Source organism: Hydrogenophaga electricum, assembly GCF_030160815.1.
Lineage (GTDB): Bacteria > Pseudomonadota > Gammaproteobacteria > Burkholderiales > Burkholderiaceae_C > Hydrogenophaga > Hydrogenophaga electricum.
This window is the reverse complement of the sequence record NZ_BSPB01000063.1, coordinates 1-17,097: the sequence shown is the minus strand read 5'-3', so window position 1 is coordinate 17,097 and position 17,097 is coordinate 1. Positions and strand designations below refer to the sequence as shown.

Annotated in this window: 16 protein-coding genes; 7 read left to right on the top strand and 9 right to left on the bottom strand. The window is 69.8% G+C overall.

What is annotated here, in order from left to right; translation table 11 throughout:
• Window positions 1-94 precede the first annotated feature (94 nt).
• From QQK43_RS20510 to moeA, 5 genes are read left to right on the top strand one after another with little or no spacing between them, the layout of a single operon-like run.
• Entirely contained in the window at window positions 95-1,528 is a 1,434-nt protein-coding gene (locus QQK43_RS20510) for an aldehyde dehydrogenase family protein (RefSeq protein WP_234262942.1), read from the top strand.
• A gap of 20 nt (window positions 1,529-1,548) precedes the next feature.
• Window positions 1,549-2,310, top strand: a complete 762-nt coding sequence (locus QQK43_RS20505) for an SDR family oxidoreductase (RefSeq protein WP_284309261.1) — start codon at window positions 1,549-1,551, stop codon at window positions 2,308-2,310.
• Between the two features lie 14 nt (window positions 2,311-2,324).
• Window positions 2,325-3,461, top strand: a complete 1,137-nt coding sequence (gene moaA, locus QQK43_RS20500) for a GTP 3',8-cyclase MoaA (protein WP_284309259.1) — start codon at window positions 2,325-2,327, stop codon at window positions 3,459-3,461.
• A gap of 19 nt (window positions 3,462-3,480) precedes the next feature.
• Window positions 3,481-4,152: a molybdenum cofactor guanylyltransferase MobA gene (mobA, locus tag QQK43_RS20495; protein WP_284309258.1), complete on the top strand. Its 672-nt coding sequence runs from the start codon at window positions 3,481-3,483 to the stop codon at window positions 4,150-4,152.
• Window positions 4,149-5,444, top strand: coding sequence for a molybdopterin molybdotransferase MoeA (moeA, locus tag QQK43_RS20490; RefSeq protein WP_284309257.1), 1,296 nt, complete (start codon window positions 4,149-4,151; stop codon window positions 5,442-5,444). The genes mobA and moeA overlap by 4 nt, the downstream gene beginning before the upstream one ends.
• 22 nt (window positions 5,445-5,466) lie before the next feature.
• Here moeA and QQK43_RS20485 read toward each other — a convergent pair whose 3' ends face one another.
• The 5 genes from QQK43_RS20485 to QQK43_RS20465 all read right to left on the bottom strand — a co-directional run bounded on the left by QQK43_RS20485 (window position 5,467) and on the right by QQK43_RS20465 (window position 11,712).
• Window positions 5,467-5,751 carry a hypothetical protein gene (locus tag QQK43_RS20485; protein ID WP_284309256.1) on the bottom strand — a complete coding sequence of 95 codons (285 nt, stop codon included), beginning with the start codon at window positions 5,749-5,751 and terminating at the stop codon, window positions 5,467-5,469.
• Between the two features lie 105 nt (window positions 5,752-5,856).
• A complete protein-coding gene (locus QQK43_RS20480; RefSeq protein WP_284309255.1) occupies window positions 5,857-8,949 on the bottom strand; it encodes an efflux RND transporter permease subunit in 3,093 nt (1,030 codons plus the stop codon).
• Between the two features lie 30 nt (window positions 8,950-8,979).
• Complete coding sequence (locus QQK43_RS20475; RefSeq protein WP_284309253.1) at window positions 8,980-10,188, bottom strand: efflux RND transporter periplasmic adaptor subunit; 1,209 nt, start codon at window positions 10,186-10,188, stop codon at window positions 8,980-8,982.
• A gap of 180 nt (window positions 10,189-10,368) precedes the next feature.
• The gene (gene rnhA, locus QQK43_RS20470) at window positions 10,369-10,803 is read right to left on the bottom strand and encodes a ribonuclease HI (protein ID WP_234262958.1); all 435 of its coding nucleotides are present in this window, start codon (window positions 10,801-10,803) and stop codon (window positions 10,369-10,371) included.
• A 24-nt stretch (window positions 10,804-10,827) separates the two neighbouring features.
• Window positions 10,828-11,712 carry a class I SAM-dependent methyltransferase gene (locus QQK43_RS20465; RefSeq protein WP_370465323.1) on the bottom strand — a complete coding sequence of 295 codons (885 nt, stop codon included), beginning with the start codon at window positions 11,710-11,712 and terminating at the stop codon, window positions 10,828-10,830.
• A gap of 127 nt (window positions 11,713-11,839) precedes the next feature.
• Between QQK43_RS20465 and gloB the strand changes: the two genes are divergently transcribed.
• Window positions 11,840-12,613, top strand: coding sequence for a hydroxyacylglutathione hydrolase (gene gloB / locus QQK43_RS20460; RefSeq protein WP_234262931.1), 774 nt, complete (start codon window positions 11,840-11,842; stop codon window positions 12,611-12,613).
• Between the two features lie 3 nt (window positions 12,614-12,616).
• Window positions 12,617-14,212, top strand: a complete 1,596-nt coding sequence (locus tag QQK43_RS20455) for a transglycosylase SLT domain-containing protein (RefSeq protein ID WP_284309252.1) — start codon at window positions 12,617-12,619, stop codon at window positions 14,210-14,212.
• Window positions 14,213-14,232: 20 nt separating this feature from the next.
• Here the strand turns inward: QQK43_RS20455 and QQK43_RS20450 are convergent, their stop codons facing one another.
• The 4 genes from QQK43_RS20450 to QQK43_RS20435 all read right to left on the bottom strand — a co-directional run.
• Window positions 14,233-15,162, bottom strand: coding sequence for an ABC transporter substrate-binding protein (locus tag QQK43_RS20450; RefSeq protein ID WP_284309251.1), 930 nt, complete (start codon window positions 15,160-15,162; stop codon window positions 14,233-14,235).
• Between the two features lie 311 nt (window positions 15,163-15,473).
• Window positions 15,474-16,070: a recombination mediator RecR gene (recR, locus tag QQK43_RS20445; RefSeq protein WP_234262927.1), complete on the bottom strand. Its 597-nt coding sequence runs from the start codon at window positions 16,068-16,070 to the stop codon at window positions 15,474-15,476.
• 55 nt (window positions 16,071-16,125) lie between these two features.
• The gene (locus QQK43_RS20440) at window positions 16,126-16,458 is read right to left on the bottom strand and encodes a YbaB/EbfC family nucleoid-associated protein (protein ID WP_234262926.1); all 333 of its coding nucleotides are present in this window, start codon (window positions 16,456-16,458) and stop codon (window positions 16,126-16,128) included.
• Between the two features lie 67 nt (window positions 16,459-16,525).
• Window positions 16,526-17,097, bottom strand: a 572-nt coding sequence (locus QQK43_RS20435; protein WP_348533546.1) for a DNA polymerase III subunit gamma/tau C-terminal domain-containing protein, incomplete at its 5' end; no start/stop codon positions are given.

Sequence of the window (17,097 nt, the reverse complement as noted above, 5' to 3'; positions counted from 1 at the left end):
GACGCTGGCGCTGCGCGACGCGGTCTTTGCCAAGCCTCCGGCGCTCGCTCCCATCGGGCCCGCTCCCGTCATCGGCCCTCAGTGAGAAAGCCCCATGCCCCTGAACTTCATCGCCAATGAGGCCGTGTGCTCCAGCTCCGGCCAGACGCTGCCCGTCATCGACCCGGCCGACGGCCAACCCTACGACACCATCGAGCGCAGCAACGCCACCGACGTGGACGCGGCGGTGCGCGCCGCGCGCGACTGCCTGGACCGCAGCTGGGGCCGCCTGAGCGCGGCCGAACGAGGGCGCCTGCTCATGAAGCTCAGCGCCAAGGTGGCCGAACACGCCGACGAGCTGGCGGCCATCGAGCAGCGCGACTGCGGCAAACCCGTCCGGCAGGCCCGGGCCGACGCGCTCGCGCTGGTGCGCTACTTCGAGTTCTACGCCGGCGCGGGCGACAAGCTGCACGGCGACACCATCCCCTACCTCGACGGCTACAGCGTGCTGACCTGGCGCGAACCGCACGGCGTCACCGGCCACGTGATCCCGTGGAACTACCCGATGCAGATCTTCGGCCGCAGCGTCGGCGGTGCGCTGGCCGCCGGCAACGTGTGCGTGGTCAAACCGTCGGAAGACGCCTGCCTGTCGCTGATCCGCGTGGCCGAGCTGGCGGCCGAAGTCGGCTTTCCGGCCGGCGCCATCAACATCGTCACCGGCTACGGCCACGAGGTGGGCGACGCGCTGGCGCGCCACCCGGGCATCGACCACATCAGCTTCACCGGCAGCCCGCGCGTGGGCACGCTGATCCAGCAGGTGGCCGCCGAGCGCCACTGCCCCGTCACGCTGGAGCTGGGCGGCAAGGGCCCACAAATCGTCTTTGAAGATGCCGACGTGGACGCGGCCCTGCCCTTCCTCATCAACGCCATCGTGCAGAACAGCGGTCAGACCTGCAGCGCCGGCTCGCGCCTGCTGGTGCAGCGCTGCGTGTACGAGCGCGTGCTCGAACGCGTCGGCCACGCCTTCACCACACTGCGCGCCGGCCCGCCATCGATGGACCTGGACCTGGGCCCGCTGATCCGCCACACCCAGCTCGAACGGGTGCGCAGCTTCCTGGCGCAGGCACAGGCCGACGGCATTCCCACCGTGGCCCAGGGCCGGATCGTCGACGAGGCCGATGCCACGGGCTACTACGCTGCCCCCACGCTGCTGCGCGACGTGCCGCCCACCCACCGACTGGCGCAGGAAGAGGTGTTCGGCCCGGTGCTGGCCGCCATGTCTTTCGACGACGAAGACCACGCCGTGGCGCTGGCCAACAGCACCGCGTTCGGTCTGGTAGCGGGCGTGTGGACGCGCGACGGCGCGCGCCAGTTCCGCATGGCCAGGCGGATCAAGGCCGGCCAGGTCTTCATCAACAACTACGGTGCCGGCGGCGGCGTCGAGTTGCCCTTCGGCGGCGTCAAGTCCAGCGGCTACGGCCGCGAAAAAGGTTTCGAGGCCCTGCTGGGCTTCACCACTTTGAAAACCGTGGCCATCCGCCACGGCTGAACCGACAACGGAGACCACCCATGCGTTTGAAAGACAAGTCCATCATCGTCACCGGGGCCGGCGGCGGCATCGGTGAAGGCATTGCCAAGCGGCTGGCCGCGGAAGGCGCGGCCGTCATCGTCAACGACGTCAACTTGGCCGGTGGCGAGCGGGTCGTCGCCGACATCCTCGCGGCCGGCGGCCAGGCCAGCTTCGTCGCGGCCGACGTCACCCAGTCGGCCGACGTGAAGGCCCTGGTGACCACCACCGTGCAACGCCACGGCAAGCTCGACGTGTTCGTCAACAACGCCGGCTGGACACACAAGAACCAGCCCGCGCTGGACGTGCCCGAAGACGAGTTCGACCGCTGCTACGCGGTCAACGTCAAGAGCATCTACCTGTCCACCGTGCACGCGGTGCCCGAGTTCCGGCGCAATGGCGGCGGCGCGTTCATCAACATCGCGTCCACCGCCGGCGTGCGCCCGCGCCCGGGCCTGACCTGGTACAACGGCTCCAAGGGTGCGGTCATCACGACCAGCAAGTCGCTCGCGGCCGAGCTTGGCCCGGACAACATCCGCGTCAACTGCATCAACCCGGTGATGAACCCCTTCACCGGCCTGGGCGCCTCGTTCGCGGGCGGCGAGCTCACCGAAGAGCGCCTGGCCAAGTTCCGCAGCACCATCCCGCTGGGCCGCTTTTCCACCCCGGACGATGTGGGCAACGCGGTGCTCTACCTGGCCAGCGACGAAGCCGCTTTCATCTCGGGGGTTTGCCTGGAGGTCGACGGCGCCCGCTGCGTCTGAGGGAGAATCGGGGGATGTCCGAACGCGTGATCCCCCTGGCCGTCGAAGGCATGGCGACCCTGCCCATGCGCGTGCCGCCGCAGCCTGTGGCGGTCACCGGCCAGTTGGACGACACCCTGGGCCGGCCGCTGCGGGATCTGCGCATCAGCGTCACCGACCGCTGCAACTTCCGCTGCAGCTACTGCATGCCCAAGGACGTCTTCGACAAGGACTACCCCTACCTGCCGCACAGCGCGCTGCTCAGCTTTGAAGAGATCACCCGCGTGGCGCGGCTGTTCGTCGCGCACGGTGTGCACAAGATCCGCCTGACCGGCGGCGAGCCCCTGCTGCGCAAGAACATCGAAACCCTGGTGGCCATGCTGGCCGCCCTGCGCACGCCCGACGGCCAGCCGCTGGACCTGACACTGACCACCAACGGCTCGCTGCTCGCGCGCAAGGCCCAGGCCCTCAAGGCGGCCGGCCTGCAGCGCGTGACCGTGAGCCTGGACGGGCTCGACGACGCGGTGTTCCGGCGCATGAACGATGTCGATTTTCCGGTGGCCGACGTGCTGCGCGGGATCGAGGCCGCACAAGCCGCCGGGCTCGGCCCGATCAAGGTCAACATGGTCGTCAAGCGCGGCACCAACGAGGACCAGATCCTGCCCATGGTCCGCCACTTCCGGGGCACGGGCATCGTGCTGCGCTTCATCGAATACATGGACGTGGGCGCCACCAACGGCTGGCGGCTCGACGAGGTGCTGCCGAGCGCGCAGGTGCTGGAACACATCCGCCGCGACATGCCGCTGGTGCCCCTGCAACCCGGCACCCCGGGCGAAACCGCCGAACGCTGGGGCCACGCCGGCCCGGACGGCCGGCACGATCCGCAGGCCGGCGAGATCGGTCTGATCAGCAGCGTCACCCAGGCCTTCTGCGGCGACTGCAACCGCGCCCGCCTGTCCATGGAAGGGCGCCTGTACCTGTGCCTGTTCGCCTCGCAGGGCCACGACCTGCGTGCCCTGCTGCGCAGGGGCGCCAGCGACGCCGAGCTGGCCAGTGCCATCGGCGCCACCTGGCAGGCCCGCAGCGACCGCTATTCGGCCCTGCGCGCGGCCCTACCGCCCGAGGCGGCGGGCGCCGGGCGCCGCATCGAAATGAGCTACATCGGCGGCTGAAGAGCGCCGCGCTTCGCAGGTGACCGATTCACCCATCGCACCGGGCGCCATCACCGGCCTCGTCCTGGCCGGTGGCCAGGGCCTGCGCATGGGCGGCGCCGACAAGGGCCTGCAGCGCTTCCGGTCGCAGCCGCTGGCATTGCATGCGCTGCAACGCCTGCAGGCCCAACAAGGCGGCCTGATCGGGCCCGTGGCGCTGAACGCCAATCGGCACCTGCCGGACTACGCGGCCTGGGGACACCCGGTCTGGCCCGACGCTTTGCCCGAAGGCGTGCCGGCGCATCCCGGCCCGCTGGCCGGCTTCCTGGCCGGCCTGGCGCACTGCACCACACCCTGGCTGCTGGTCGTGCCCTGCGACGTGCCGGCGTTCCCGCTGAACCTGGCCGTGCGGCTGGCGGCCCTGGCCCATACCCCCACCCCCGCAGCGGTCACGCTGCGCGCGCCCGTCGACGACCCGGCCGCCCCGCCCCGCCTGCAGCCCACCTTCGGCCTGCTGCACGCAGCCGACCCCGGGCTGCGCGACAATCTGAGCCGTTTCCTGCAGGCGGGCGGGCGCAAAGTCGGCCTCTGGCTGGCGGGCCTGGACACCCGCACGCAGGTCTTCGGCCCCGGCGACACCCCACCGCAAGCCTTCACCAACCTCAACACCCTGGCCGAGCTGCAGGCTCTGGAACACACGCGCCATCCATGACCTCGACCGACCGGCCGCTGCAAGCCCTGCTGGCCGCCCACCCCGCCGACCTGCCCGTGCCCGCCGTGCGCGAAGCGCTGCTGCAATGCGTGCAACCGCTGACCGAGCGCGAGCAGGTGCCCCTGGCGCAGGCACTCGGGCGCGTGTTGGCCGAAGACGTGGTGTCCCCGGTCGACGTGCCACCGCACGACAACGCGGCCATGGACGGCTATGCGTTCGCTGGCGCCTCCCTGCGGCCCGGCGAAGCCCTGCGCCTGCGGGTGGTGCCGCACACGGTGCTGGCCGGCGGCCCCGCCGCCGCGCGCCTGGGCGCGGGCGAATGCGTGCGCATCATGACCGGCGCGGTGATGCCCGAAGGGGCCGACACCGTCGTGCCCCATGAACGGGTGCAGATCGAAGGCAGCACCCTGCACCTGCCGGCCGACACCGTGGCACCGGGCAGCCACCGCCGCTGCCGCGGGGAAGACCTGCGCGCCGGCCACAGCGCCCTGCCCACGGGCCTGACGATCGGGCCCGCCGCGCTGGGTCTGCTGGCCAGCCTGGGCCTGGACCGCGTGCCGGTGGTCCGGCGGATGCGGGTGGCCTGCCTGTCCACCGGCAACGAACTGCTGGAACCCGGCGCGCCCGCTCGCCCGGGCGCCATCTACGACAGCAACCGCCACACGCTGCGGGCGCTGCTCACCCGCCTGGGTGCCGAGGTGATCGACCTCGGCGTCGTGCCCGACGAGCCGGCCGCCATCGAAGCCGCCTTCCGCCGCGCCGCCCGCGAGGCCGACGCCATCCTCACCAGCGGCGGTGTCGGTGCCGGCGATGCCGACCACACGCGGCAACTGATGCAGCGCCTGGGCCAAGTCGCCTTCTGCCACCTGGCCATGCGGCCCGGCCGGCCGTTCGCCGCCGGCGTGCTGCCCGCCGGGGACACCGCCGCCGCGCGCGCCCCGACCTGCCTGTTCGGCCTGCCGGGCAACCCGGTGGCGGCCATGGTGAGTTTTCTGATGATCGTGCGCCCGGCGCTGCAGCGCCTCATGGGCGCAACGCCCCAGGTGCCGCTGCCGGTGCCGGCACACTGCACCGCCGCGCTGAAAAAGCGGCCTGGCCGCACCGAGTACCTGCGCGCGCTGGTCCAGCGCCAGGCCGACGGCCGCCTGACCGCCACCCCGGCCGAGCACCAGGGATCGGGGGTGCTGCGCTCCATGCTCGAAGCCAACGCGCTGATCGTGCTGGCCCATGACCAGGGCCCCGTGGCCGCCGGCGACAGCGTCGACGTGCTGCTGTTCGACGGCCTGCTCTGACGTGCCCGGCCCGTGCCGGGCCTCAGGAAGATGGCAGCTCGCTCACCCCGACCTCGATCCCGCCGGTGAACGAACTGAACAGGTTGAAGACCAGGCAGCCGATGAACACAGTCAGGTAGGTCATCACGAAATAGAACAGCGGCGCCAGCCACACAAACCAGTGCAGGTGCTGCGCTTCCCACGGGGCCGAGCTGCCCAGGAAGAGCCAGAACGGCCACACGAAGATGGCGACGCCCACGGTGGACAGCACGGCGAACACCTTGGCGTTCTGGTGGGGCGAAAAGCGCCGGATGCGGATGGTGATCATGGTCGTGGCGCCTCCTCTGCCGCCAGCAAACAGCACACCCTCCGGATTCTGCCCTGAAGCCACCGGCTGTGGCGAGCCCGCGGCGCCCGCGGCACCGGCGTCAGATCATTTGGCCACCAGCACGTCGTGCCCGCTGGCACTGGCGGCCGGCGCGTCGGGCAGGACCCGCGAGGTGTGCCGGTCGCGCGCCAGCAGCATGTACATGGTGGGCACCACGAACACCGTCAGCAGCGTGCCCAGCGACATGCCCCCCACGATCACCCAGCCGATCTGCTGGCGGCTTTCCGCGCCAGCGCCGCTGGCCAAGGCTAGCGGAATCGCCCCCAGCACCATGGCCCCGGTGGTCATCAGGATGGGGCGCAGGCGCAGGGCCGCCGCCTCCTGCACCGCCGCCAGTTTGGAGCGCCCCTGCTCACGCAGCTGGTTGGAAAACTCCACGATCAGGATGCCGTGTTTGGTGATCAGGCCCACCAGGGTGATGAGCCCGATCTGGCTGAACACGTTGAGCGTGCCCCCGGTGAACTTGAGCGCCAGCAGCGCACCCAGCATGGACAGCGGCACGCTGAGCATGATGATGAAAGGGTCGACAAAACTCTCGAACTGCGCGGCCAGCACCAGGTAGATGAACAGCAGCGAGAGCGCGAACACCAGCGCCAGCGAGCCCGACGAGTTGCGGAACTCGCGGCTCTGGCCATTGACGTCGGTGGTGTAGCCGGGCGGGAGCACGTCGCGCGCGATACCGTCCATGATGTTGAGCGCGTCGCCCAGCGCCAGCTCGGGCCCGAGGTTGGCGGTGATGGACGCACTGCGACGCTGGCCGAAGTGGTTGAGTTCGCGCGGCACCACCACCTCGCTGACCTTCACCAGCGAGGCCAGCGGAATCATGGCGTCGTTGCGGCCGCGCACGAACAGGCGGTCGATGTCTTCCGGCGCGCTGCGCTGCAGGCTGTCGGTCTGCACCACCACGTCGTACTGTTCGCCGCCCTGCTTGTAGCGGGTGACGGTGCGCCCGCCCAGCAGGGTTTCCACGGTGCGGGCGATGGCGTCCACGCTCACGCCCATGTCGGCCGCGCGCTCGCGGTCCACGTCCATGCGGATCTCGGGCTTGTTCAGCCGCAGGTCGGTGTCCACCTGCACGAAGCCCGGGTGTTTGGCCATTTCGTCCTGGAAGCGGCGCACCACGCGCGAAAGGTTGTCGTAGCTGTCGGAGGTGACGATCACGTAGTTGATGGGGCGCTCGCGGAAGCCCTGCCCGAGCGACGGTGGCGTGATCGGAAAGGCGCTGATGCCCGGCAACGCCGCCATGCGCGGCGCGATCTCGCGCGCGATCTCCTGCATGGAGCGGTCGCGCTCCTCCCAGGGCTTGGCACGCAGGAAGACCGAGCCCTGGGCCACGGTGGGGTTGCCGATGTTGGCAAAGATGCGGTCGAACTCGGGATAGTCCTGACCGATGCGTTCGATCGCTTCGGCATAGCGGCGCGTGTAGGCCAGGGTGGCGCCATCGGGGCCGTTGATGTTGGCCAGGATCACGCCGCGGTCCTCGATGGGCGCCAGCTCCTGGCGCGTGTGCTGCAACAGCCACCAGCTGCCCACCGCACTCGCCACCATCACGCCCACCACCAGCCAGCGCACCTTCAGGCTGGCGGCCAGCGCGGCGCTGTATACATTGGTGATGGCCACCAGCACCCGCTCCATGCCGCGGTCGAAAGCGTTCGGCTTCGGGTTGTGGCGCAGCAGCTTGGAACACAGCATGGGCGAGAGCGTCAGCGCCACGAAGCCCGACACCACCACCGCGCCGGCCAGGGCCAGCGCAAATTCGGCGAACAGCCGCCCGGTGCGCCCCGGCGTGAACGCCAGCGGCGCGTACACCGCGGCCAGCGTCAGGGTCATCGCGATCACGGCAAAGCCGATTTCGCGACCGCCCTGGATAGCGGCTTCAAAGGGCTTCATGCCTTCTTCGATGTGGCGGTAGATGTTCTCCAGCACCACGATGGCGTCGTCCACCACCAGCCCGATGGCGAGCACCAGGGCCAGCAGCGTGAGCGTGTTGATGGAAAAGCCGAACAGCGCCATCAGCGCGAAGGCGCCGATCAGGCTGATGGGGATGGTCACCAGCGGAATGATGGAGGCGCGCAGCGTGCGCAGGAACACGAAGATCACCAGGGCCACCAGCACCACCGCCTCGGCGATGGTGGTGTAGACCGCCTTGATCGAACGGTCGATGAAGACCGAGTTGTCGTTGGCGATGTCCACGCCGATGCCCGGCGGCAGGTCGGCCTTGACCTTCTCCAGCAGGGTGCGCACGCCCGCCGACAGCTCCAGCGGGTTGGCCGTGGCCTGGCGGATCACGCCCAGCGACACCGAATCGCGCCCATTGAGGCGGACCGAACTGCGCTCGTCCTGTGGCCCTTGCTCCACCCGGGCCACATCGCCGAGCCGCACCGGCAAGCCGTTGACGGTGCGGATGGTCATGTCGCGGAACTGCTCGGGCGTGCGCAGGTCGGTCGCGGCGGTCACGTTGAATTCGCGCTGGCTGCTCTCGATGCGCCCGGCCGGCACTTCAAGGTTGGAGCGGCGCAGCGCGTCCTCCACGTCCTGCACCGTGAGCGCGTAGGCGGCCAGCCGGTCCGGATCGATCCACACGCGCATCGAATACTTGCGCTCGCCATACACCCGCACTTCGGCCGCGCCGGGCGCGGTCTGCAGCACCGGTTTGGCAATGCGGTTGGCCAGGTCGGACAGCTGCAAGGCGCTGTGGGTGTCCGACGTCAGCGCGAGCCAAATCACCGGAAAGGCGTCGGCCTCGACCTTGGCGATCACCGGCTCGTCAATGCCCTGCGGCAGGCGCTGGCGCACCCGGCTGACCTTGTCGCGCACATCGGCCGCGGCCGAATCGGGGTCGCGCGAGAGCGCAAAACGCACCGTGATCTGGCTGCGTTCCTGGCGGCTGATCGAGGTGATGAGGTCCACCCCTTCGATGCCGGCGATGGAATCCTCCAGCGGTTTGGTGACCTGCGACTCCACCACCTCGCTGGAGGCGCCGCTGAAGGTGGTGCTGACGGTGACGGTGGGTTCGTCGATCTTCGGGTACTCGCGCACGGTGAGCCCCTGGAAGGCCACCAGGCCCACCAGCAGGATCAGCATCGACAGCACGCTGGCGAACACCGGGCGACGGATCGACAGTTCGGGCAACTGCATGGGGCGGTCTCCTGGACGGGTCGTTCGGTATCAGCCCGCAGCCGGGGCCTTGGCCCCTTGCGGAGCAGCGGGTTTGGCGGCATCGGTACCCTGGCCAGCGGGCGCTCCGCCCGGGCGGTTCATGTCCACCACCCGCACGGCGGTGCCGTCGCGCTGCAGCCGCTGCTGTCCGGCCACGACCACGGTGTCGCCTTCTCCCAGGCCCCGCGTGATTTCCACCTGCGCGCCGCGCCGCACGCCGATCAGCACCTCCGCACGCTGCGACACCAGCTTGCTCGCATCGCCCTCGCCCTCCCGGACCAGCTTGATCACGTACTGCTTGCCGCCCTGCGGCACGATGGCCTCTTCGGGCACCACCAGCGCCGCCTCGTTGACCGAAAACACCGTCGTCACGCGCGCGAACATGCCGGGGCGCAGTTCGCCGCCGGGGGCCGGTGGCATGGTGGCGCGCACCAGCAGCGACCGGCCATTGGCATCGAGCAGCGGGTCCACCGCCTGCACGCGCGCGTCGAAGGCACGCCCCGGCAAGGCATCCACCTGCACCTGCACCGCCTGGCCGGGCGCGATGCGGGTCTGGTAGCGCTCGGGCAGGCGGAAGTCCACCGTGAGCTGCGAGGTGTCCTCGATGTTCACCAGGTCGGCCCCATCCTTGACGTACTCGCCCAGGTTGATGTTGCGCAGCCCCACCGTGCCATCGAAGGGCGCGGCGATGCGCATGCGCGCCAGGCGGGCCTGGGCCAGGGCCACCTGCGCTTGCGCCACCTGCAGCGCGGCGCGGCTTTCGTCCAGCACGCGCTGGGCCACGAAGGCCTGAGCCACCAGTTCCTCGTTGCGCTTGAGGTTGGCCTGGGCAATCGACAGCTGCGCCTGGGCCTGGGTCAGCTCGGCCCGCTGAAGCACGTCGTCGAGCTGCACCAACGTCTGGCCCTTGCGCACGCGCGCGCCTTCGGTGAAGGCGATGGCGGCAATGCGCCCGGCGACCTCGGGCCGCAGCGTGACGCTCTGGCGCGATCGCAGCGTGCCCACCGACTGCGCGTCGTCACGCAGACTGACCGTCTGCACCCGGGCCACCTCGACGCCGGGCAACCCGCCACCGCCGGCGGCCGGTCCCGCCGCCGCAGGCGCACCACCCGCGCCCTTGCGGGCATCCGCGGGCTGCTGCTGGAACCACCAGGCAGCGGCGGAAGCGATAGCGATGCCGCCGACGGCGACCCAGGTGTAGGTGGTTTTTCTGGCCATGGTGTGGGGAAATGGCGGTGGGAAGGTGGCGAGCAAGGCTCATTCGGCCGCGGCAGCAACGGTGCAATGTATCAGCGCTGATACAGATTCGGCATGACAAGTTCAATGCCCCGCCACCGCGCTGCCCCACTGGCCTCCCAACGGTTCCCCTCCACGGCGGCACCGATGGCGCGAAAGCCGCTACGCCGGCACGCCGCGGTTGGCCAGCGCGTCGGCCCGCTCGTTGCCGGGATCACCGGCGTGGCCCTTGACCCAGTGCCATTCAATGTGGTGCACGCCGTCGTGCACCAAGGCGTCCAGGCGCTGCCAGAGATCGGCGTTCTTCACCGGCTTCTTGTCGGCCGTGAGCCAGCCTTTTTTCTTCCAGCCGTGAATCCACTCGGTGATGCCCTTGCGCACGTATTGGCTGTCGAGGTAGAGCGCCACCTGGCACGGCCGCTTGAGCGCCGAGAGGCCTTCAATCACCGCCATCAGCTCCATGCGGTTGTTGGTCGTCACCCGCTCCCCCCCCCACAGCTCCTTTTCATGCGCGCCGGCCTTCAGGTAGACCCCCCAGCCGCCGGGGCCGGGGTTGCCCTTGCAGGCGCCATCGGTGTACATCACCACGTGATTCAGACTCAAAAAACACTCCAGAAAAAATCAGACCGTGTCGCGATTGGCCACGGACACAGGCGCCGCCGCCGGCACACGGCGGGGTTTCCAGGCCGGGCCCAGCAGGCGCATGCCGCGCACGCGCTTGACCGCGACCACACAATAGAACGCGCCGAAGATCGGCCACCAGCGCCCGCCCGCGCCGTCCATCCAGGCCCAGCGCTGCAACCACTTGTCGGTGCGCACACCGGGACGGTAGCCGCCAAAACGCTCGTGCTCAACCTCGAAGCCCATCAGCCGCAACCAGTCGCGCAAACGCCAGGGGCCGATGAAATCCCCCGTCTCCGGCAGGTAGGGATGGCCCAGGCCGAAGGCGGAAATCCCGAGGCCGCGCGCCCAGCGGGCCCGCGCCTGCCGCATGCCCCAGAGGCTGGCCGGGTTGAGCCCGCACACCACCACACGGCCTTCGGGGCGCAGCACGCGCTCGACTTCGCGCAGCACCTGGTGCGGATCGGCGCTGAGCTCCAGCGTGTGCGGCAGCGCCACGAGGTCGAGACTGGCCTCCGGAAACGGCAGTGCGGCAGCGTCGGTCACCAGCGCCACCTGAGGCAGGGCGCCATCGGGGTCGGCCACGCCGCCCCAGGCCACGCCGGCGTGGCCGCTGTCTGCGCCATCCACGCGCCGTCCGCCCTCCTGGGTCTGCAAACCGCCGGGAGGCGGGGTCGGCGTCAGCGCCTCTTCGGGCAAGGCCCGCCAGCGGTGCGGCATGCGATTGGCCGCCAGCGCGTCGAGCTGGGGCAGGCCCAGCTGCAAGGCATTGAAACCAAAAATGTCGGCCACCGCCCGGTCAAACTGCGCCTGCTCCCAGGCCAGCAGATAGCGCCCGGGAGGGGTCTGGAACCAGAGGGGCAAACTTATAATCGCAGGCGGCATGAATCGTGTTCGGGTTCGTCGCCCGCCGGCGGCCTTCGGGCCGGCCCAGTCAGGCTGCTGCGAACTCTACACGCACCCCGGTGCCTTCGCCCATCCCGGCCTTTTGCCCCCAGACGCCCGCCGACGCATGACGCTCTTTCCCCTGCCAGCCCTCTCGGACAACTACATCTGGATCCTGCACGACGGGCAGCGTGCCCTGGTGGTGGACCCGGGTGAATCCGAAGGCGTGCTGGCCTGGCTGGCGCAGCGCTCGCTCCAGCTCGACACCATCCTGATCACCCACCACCACGGCGACCACGTTGGCGGCGTGGCGGCCCTGCGCGAACGCACGGGTGCGCGCGTGCTCGGCCCCGCGCTCGAAGCACTGCCCGAACCGGTGGAACGTGTGCAGGGCGGCCAGACGGTGGCGGTGCTGGGGATTCCCTTTCAGGTCATCGACGTGCCTGGCCACACAGCCGGCCACATCGCCTGGTACGCCGACGCGGTGGATGGCGCCCCGCTGCTGTTCTGTGGCGACACCCTGTTTTCAGCCGGCTGCGGCCGCCTTTTTGAAGGCACACCGGCCCAGATGCTCGACTCGCTGGAGCGGCTGGCCGCGCTGCCCGGTGCCACGCGGGTGTGCTGTACGCACGAATACACGCTGTCTAACCTGCGTTTCGCGCTGGCGGTGGAACCTGGCAACGCAGCGCTGATCCATCATGCGGACCAATGCCAGGCCCTGCGCGAGCGGCTTGAACCCACGCTGCCCAGCACCCTGGCCACCGAAACCGCCATCAACCCCTTCCTGCGCTCGCGGCTGCCCGCCGTGCGCCAGGCGGTGATGGCCCATGCCCCCGACACCCCCGACGACGCGGTCGGCTGCTTCGCCGCCCTGCGTGAATGGAAAAACGATTTCCGCTGAGCCATGCCCACTGACCACCTCTCCCGCCTGACGCGCCGCTTCGCCGGCCTGCTGGCCACGCTGGCCCTGCTCGCCGGCTGCGCCTCGTCCCCGACCCCGTCACGCGGCGGCGCCTGGGGCCAGCAGAGTCCAGCGCCCTCCACCACCCCCCGGCCCGAGGCCACCGCCCCCGCCTACACGCCGTCGAACGTGGCGCTGGGCCCCATCGTGGCCGCCAGGGCCACCGAGCTGCCGGCCGTGGCCACGCTGACCGCACCGGTCGACCTCTGGGACCGCATCCGCCGCGGCTTTTCCATGCCCGATCTCGACACCGAACTGGTGCGCGACCGCGAGCAGTGGTACGCGACGCGGCCCGACTACATCCAGCGCATGACCGAGCGCTCCAGCCGCTACCTGTTCCACATCGTCGAGGAGCTCGAACGCCGCGGCATGCCGTCCGAGCTGGCCCTGCTGCCCTTCATCGAAAGCGCCTTCAACCCGCAAGCGGTTTCCAGTGCGCGGGCCGCTGGCATGTGGCAATTCATGCCGGCCACGGGCCAGTCGTTCGACCTCAAGCAGAACATGTTCCGCGACGACCGGCGCGACGTGCTGGCCTCCACGCGCGCCGCGCTGGACTACCTGCAGCAGCTCCACGACCGCTTCGGCGACTGGCACCTCGCGCTGGCGGCCTACAACTGGGGCCAGGGCAACGTCAACCGGGCCATCACCCGCAACCAGAACGCCGGCATGGCCACGGGCTACAACGACCTGAACATGCCCACGGAGACACGCTACTACGTGCCCAAGCTGCAGGCGGTCAAGAACATCGTGGCGCGGCCCCAGGCCTTCGGCGCCACCCTGCCCGACATCGGCAACCACCCGTTCTTCGAAACCGTCACGCTCGAGCGCGACATGGACGTGGCGCTGATCGCGCGCCTGGCCGATGTCAGCGAGCGCGACTTCCGCGCGCTCAACCCCTCGCTCAAACAGCCGCTGGTCATGGCCGCCGGCACGCCCAACATCCTGCTGCCCTGGGACAACGCCACCACGTTCCTGCGCAACCTGCAGACCCATCAGGGCCCGCTGGCCAGCTGGACCGCGTGGGTGGTGCCCAGCACCATGACCGTGGCCCAGGCCGCCAGCCGCGTGGGCATGAGCGAGAGCGAGCTGCGCAGCGTCAACAACATCCCGCCGCGCATGAAGCTGCGCGCCGGCTCCAGCCTGCTGGTGCCGCGCAGCGAGCGCCGCGATGCCGACGTGCCGGTGCACGTGGCCGACAACGGCCACCTCAGCCTGGCCCCGGAGGTGATCCTGCGCAAGACCACGGTGCGGGCCCGCAAGGGCGACAACCTGGCCAAACTGGCCGGGCGCTACGGTGTCAGCGCGGTCAGTGTGGCCGACTGGAACAAGCTATCCGTCAATGCCAAGCTCAAGACCGGCCAGCGCCTGACACTCATGCTGCCGCGCCAGGTCAGCGTGGCCTCTTCGTCCAAGTCGAAAACCAAGGCGTCTACCAAGGCCCGCGCCCAGGCCGCGGCCAAACCGCCGGCCAAGCGCAGCACTGCGGCCACCCGCAAGAACACCAAGCTGGCCCAGGGCAAAACCGCCCCGCGCAACTGATCTGGCACACAGCCCGCGGCTCAAGCCCGAAACCGCGCCTTGGCCTTGCGGGCCAGGGTGTTCGTGAAGCTGCGCTCCAGTTCGGCAGACGACGGCATGGGTGTGCCGTCCAGCTGGGTCAGCGCGCGGGCCACGGTGAGCGGCCCTCCTTCCGGCATCAACCCGTCGGGCACCCAGGCTTCCTGGCCACGGCTGAGCGCGGCCAGATACACCGCGCGGTCGCCCTGGAAATAGGCTTCGGGAACCGCCTTGATCAGGTCTGAAGGCCCGGCCGTCTGCAACCACTTCAGGGCCCGCACCAGGGCGTGCGTCAGCGACTGGGCCACACCGGCATGCGTCGCCAGAAAATCCCCGGATGCCGCGAGGCAGACCGATGGCAGCGGCCCGCCGAAGGCGTCCTGACAACCCCGCACCGTGCGCGTATCGGCCACCACGCGCAGGTCACCGCCCTGCTCCAGCAGCGTGATGGTCGGGTCGGTGTAGCAGACGGCGTCCACATGCCCGGCACGCAGCGCCGTGAGCGCACCGCCATTGGCCGAAAGCACGTCGTACTGCACCTCGTTCGCGGCAATGCCCGCCCGCGACAGCAACAGGCGGGTAAGCCGGTGGCTGGGTGAGCCCAGGCCCGTCACGCCGACCCGTTTGCCGCGCAGATCCCGGAAACTGCGGTAGTGCGTCATCCCCCGCGCCACGCCCAGCACCAACTGCGGCGCGCGGCTGAGCACCACAAAAGCCGAGAGCGCACTGGCCCGGCCGGCGGTCTGCAGCACAGCGTCGTACGCGCCGACCAGCACATCACTGGCACCGGCCTGCACGGCCTGCAGCGCGGCAGCGGGCGTGCCCCAATCGCGGATATGCACCTCCAGCCCTTCTTCGGCGAAATACCCGAGGCGATCGGCCAAGGTCAGGGGCAGGTAGGCAAAGCTTTCGCGCCGGTCAATCGCGAGCACGGCACGCCGTGCCGGCGCTGGTACGGTCGGGTCCAGCGGCGTTTGGGGTTGCGGCCAGCCTGGTCCCGCCAGACTGCTCCAACCTGCCAAGGCGCCCCAGCGAATGCCATGGCGCATCCAGTCCCGCCGATGCCACATGTCCTTTCCCTGCCCGATACCGGTCCGTGATGAACATTCAGCATAGGCAAAGGCCGCTCAGCCGGCATCGGGACGAGTCCCGAGCGGGTTTCCACCGACAGTCGGGCGCTGTTTTGCAAGCAGGTGTAAAGGTGGTGGGCAGCGGTAGCGCCGCGCAGGACTGCAGCCTGCTTTCAGCGGCGGTCGACCAGCGCGTGGGCAATGGTGCCCAGGTCCACGTATTCGAGTTCGCTGCCCACGGGCACGCCCCGCGCCAGCCGGGTGACCTGCACGCCGCGCGTCTTCAGGCCCTGGGCGATCACATGGGCGGTGGTCTCGCCTTCGGCGGTGAAGTTGGTGGCGAGGATCACCTCGCGGATAACGGCATCCGGCGCGTCGATGCGGTCGAACAGCTTCTGCAGCCCGATTTCGCGCGGGCCCACGCCATCGAGCGGGCTGAGCTTGCCCATGAGCACGAAGTACAGGCCCTTGTAGGCCCCCGTGCGCTCCATGGCCGCCTGATCGGCCGGGGTTTCCACCACACACAGCAGCGACGCGTCGCGCCGCGGGTCCTGGCAGGTGGCGCAGATCTCGCCTTCGGTGAAGGTATGGCACAGCGCGCAATGGCGCACCTGCTCGGTGGCGTGCTGCAGCGCACGCGCCAGGCGCTGAGCGCCTTCGTGGTCGTGCTGAAGCAGATGGAAGGCCATGCGCTGCGCCGACTTCACGCCCACACCGGGCAGACAGCGCAGCGCCTGCACGAGCTGATCGAGCGAATGGTTGTCGGCCATGGCGGGCGGCGGCCCCCGCTGCGCCGCGCGGGGCGGCGAGCAGGTGCCTGTGCGATCAGAACGGGAACTTCATGCCACCGGGCAGGCCCGGCATGCCAGCGGTGAGCTTGCCCATCTTTTCCTGCGAAGTCTCTTCGGCTTTGCGCACGGCGGCGTTGAAGGCAGCGGCCACCAGGTCTTCGAGCATGTCCTTGTCGTCGGCCAGCAGGCTCGGATCGATGGTGACGCGCTTGACGTCGTGCTTGCAGGTCATGAGCACCTTGACCAGACCGGCCCCGGACTCGCCGGTCACCTCGATATGGCCCAATTCCTCCTGCGCCTTCTTGAGGTTGTCCTGCATGGCCTGGGCCTGCTTCATCAGGCCGGCGAGTTGTCCTTTGTTGAACATGGTGTTCCTTGTCGGTTCGGTAAAAAATTCAAAAGCGCGCAGATCGGCGATCCGGCAGCGTGCCCGGCTACACCGGGTCGGCCCCCGCCGGGGACAACGACCCGCGCAGCGGCGGGGTGAGGGGTTCCACAGGTTTGAGCGTGCCGGGCACGATTTTGCCGCCAAAGTCGCGCATCATTTGCTGCACGAAGGGGTCGTCGAGCATCACGCGCTCGGCCTCGCGCTGGCGGCGCACCGCTTCGGCCGCCAGGCGCAGCGACGGCGAGTCGTTGACGGGGGCGATCTCCACCACCAGGCGCACTTCGTGCCCCAGTGTGCGCAGCGCATGGGTCAGCCGTTCGCGCGTGCTGCCCTGGTTGAGCGACCCCCGCTCGATGCGCAACATCCACTGGTCGCTGTCGCGCGCCACCAGTTGCGACTGCAGGCCCAGCTCGCGCACCAGCGCGGTGATGGCTTCGGCCTTGATGAGTTGCTGCACCGTGGCGAACCAGAAGTCACCCTCGGGCGTGGGCTGCAGTTCGACCGCCGGGGTGCGCGGCTCGCCCGGATCGCGCCGCTGCTCCAGCCGCGACGAGGGCGGCCCCGGGTCGCGCACCGGAATGGCCACCACGCCACGCGGGCGCTCGGCCGGCGCAGGCA

Bases quoted from the DNA above. Each gene is read 5' to 3' on its own strand.
- QQK43_RS20510 (WP_234262942.1), top strand. From the start codon at position 95: ATGCCCCTGAACTTCATCGCCAATGAGGCCGTGTGCTCCAGCTCCGGC.
- QQK43_RS20505 (WP_284309261.1), top strand. From the start codon at position 1,549: ATGCGTTTGAAAGACAAGTCCATCATCGTCACCGGGGCCGGCGGCGGC.
- moaA (WP_284309259.1), top strand. From the start codon at position 2,325: ATGTCCGAACGCGTGATCCCCCTGGCCGTCGAAGGCATGGCGACCCTG.
- moeA (WP_284309257.1), top strand. From the start codon at position 4,149: ATGACCTCGACCGACCGGCCGCTGCAAGCCCTGCTGGCCGCCCACCCC.
- QQK43_RS20485 (WP_284309256.1), bottom strand. From the start codon at position 5,751: ATGATCACCATCCGCATCCGGCGCTTTTCGCCCCACCAGAACGCCAAG.
- QQK43_RS20480 (WP_284309255.1), bottom strand. From the start codon at position 8,949: ATGCAGTTGCCCGAACTGTCGATCCGTCGCCCGGTGTTCGCCAGCGTG.
- QQK43_RS20475 (WP_284309253.1), bottom strand. From the start codon at position 10,188: ATGGCCAGAAAAACCACCTACACCTGGGTCGCCGTCGGCGGCATCGCT.
- QQK43_RS20465 (WP_370465323.1), bottom strand. From the start codon at position 11,712: ATGCCGCCTGCGATTATAAGTTTGCCCCTCTGGTTCCAGACCCCTCCC.
- gloB (WP_234262931.1), top strand. From the start codon at position 11,840: ATGACGCTCTTTCCCCTGCCAGCCCTCTCGGACAACTACATCTGGATC.
- QQK43_RS20455 (WP_284309252.1), top strand. From the start codon at position 12,617: ATGCCCACTGACCACCTCTCCCGCCTGACGCGCCGCTTCGCCGGCCTG.
- recR (WP_234262927.1), bottom strand. From the start codon at position 16,070: ATGGCCGACAACCATTCGCTCGATCAGCTCGTGCAGGCGCTGCGCTGT.
- QQK43_RS20440 (WP_234262926.1), bottom strand. From the start codon at position 16,458: ATGTTCAACAAAGGACAACTCGCCGGCCTGATGAAGCAGGCCCAGGCC.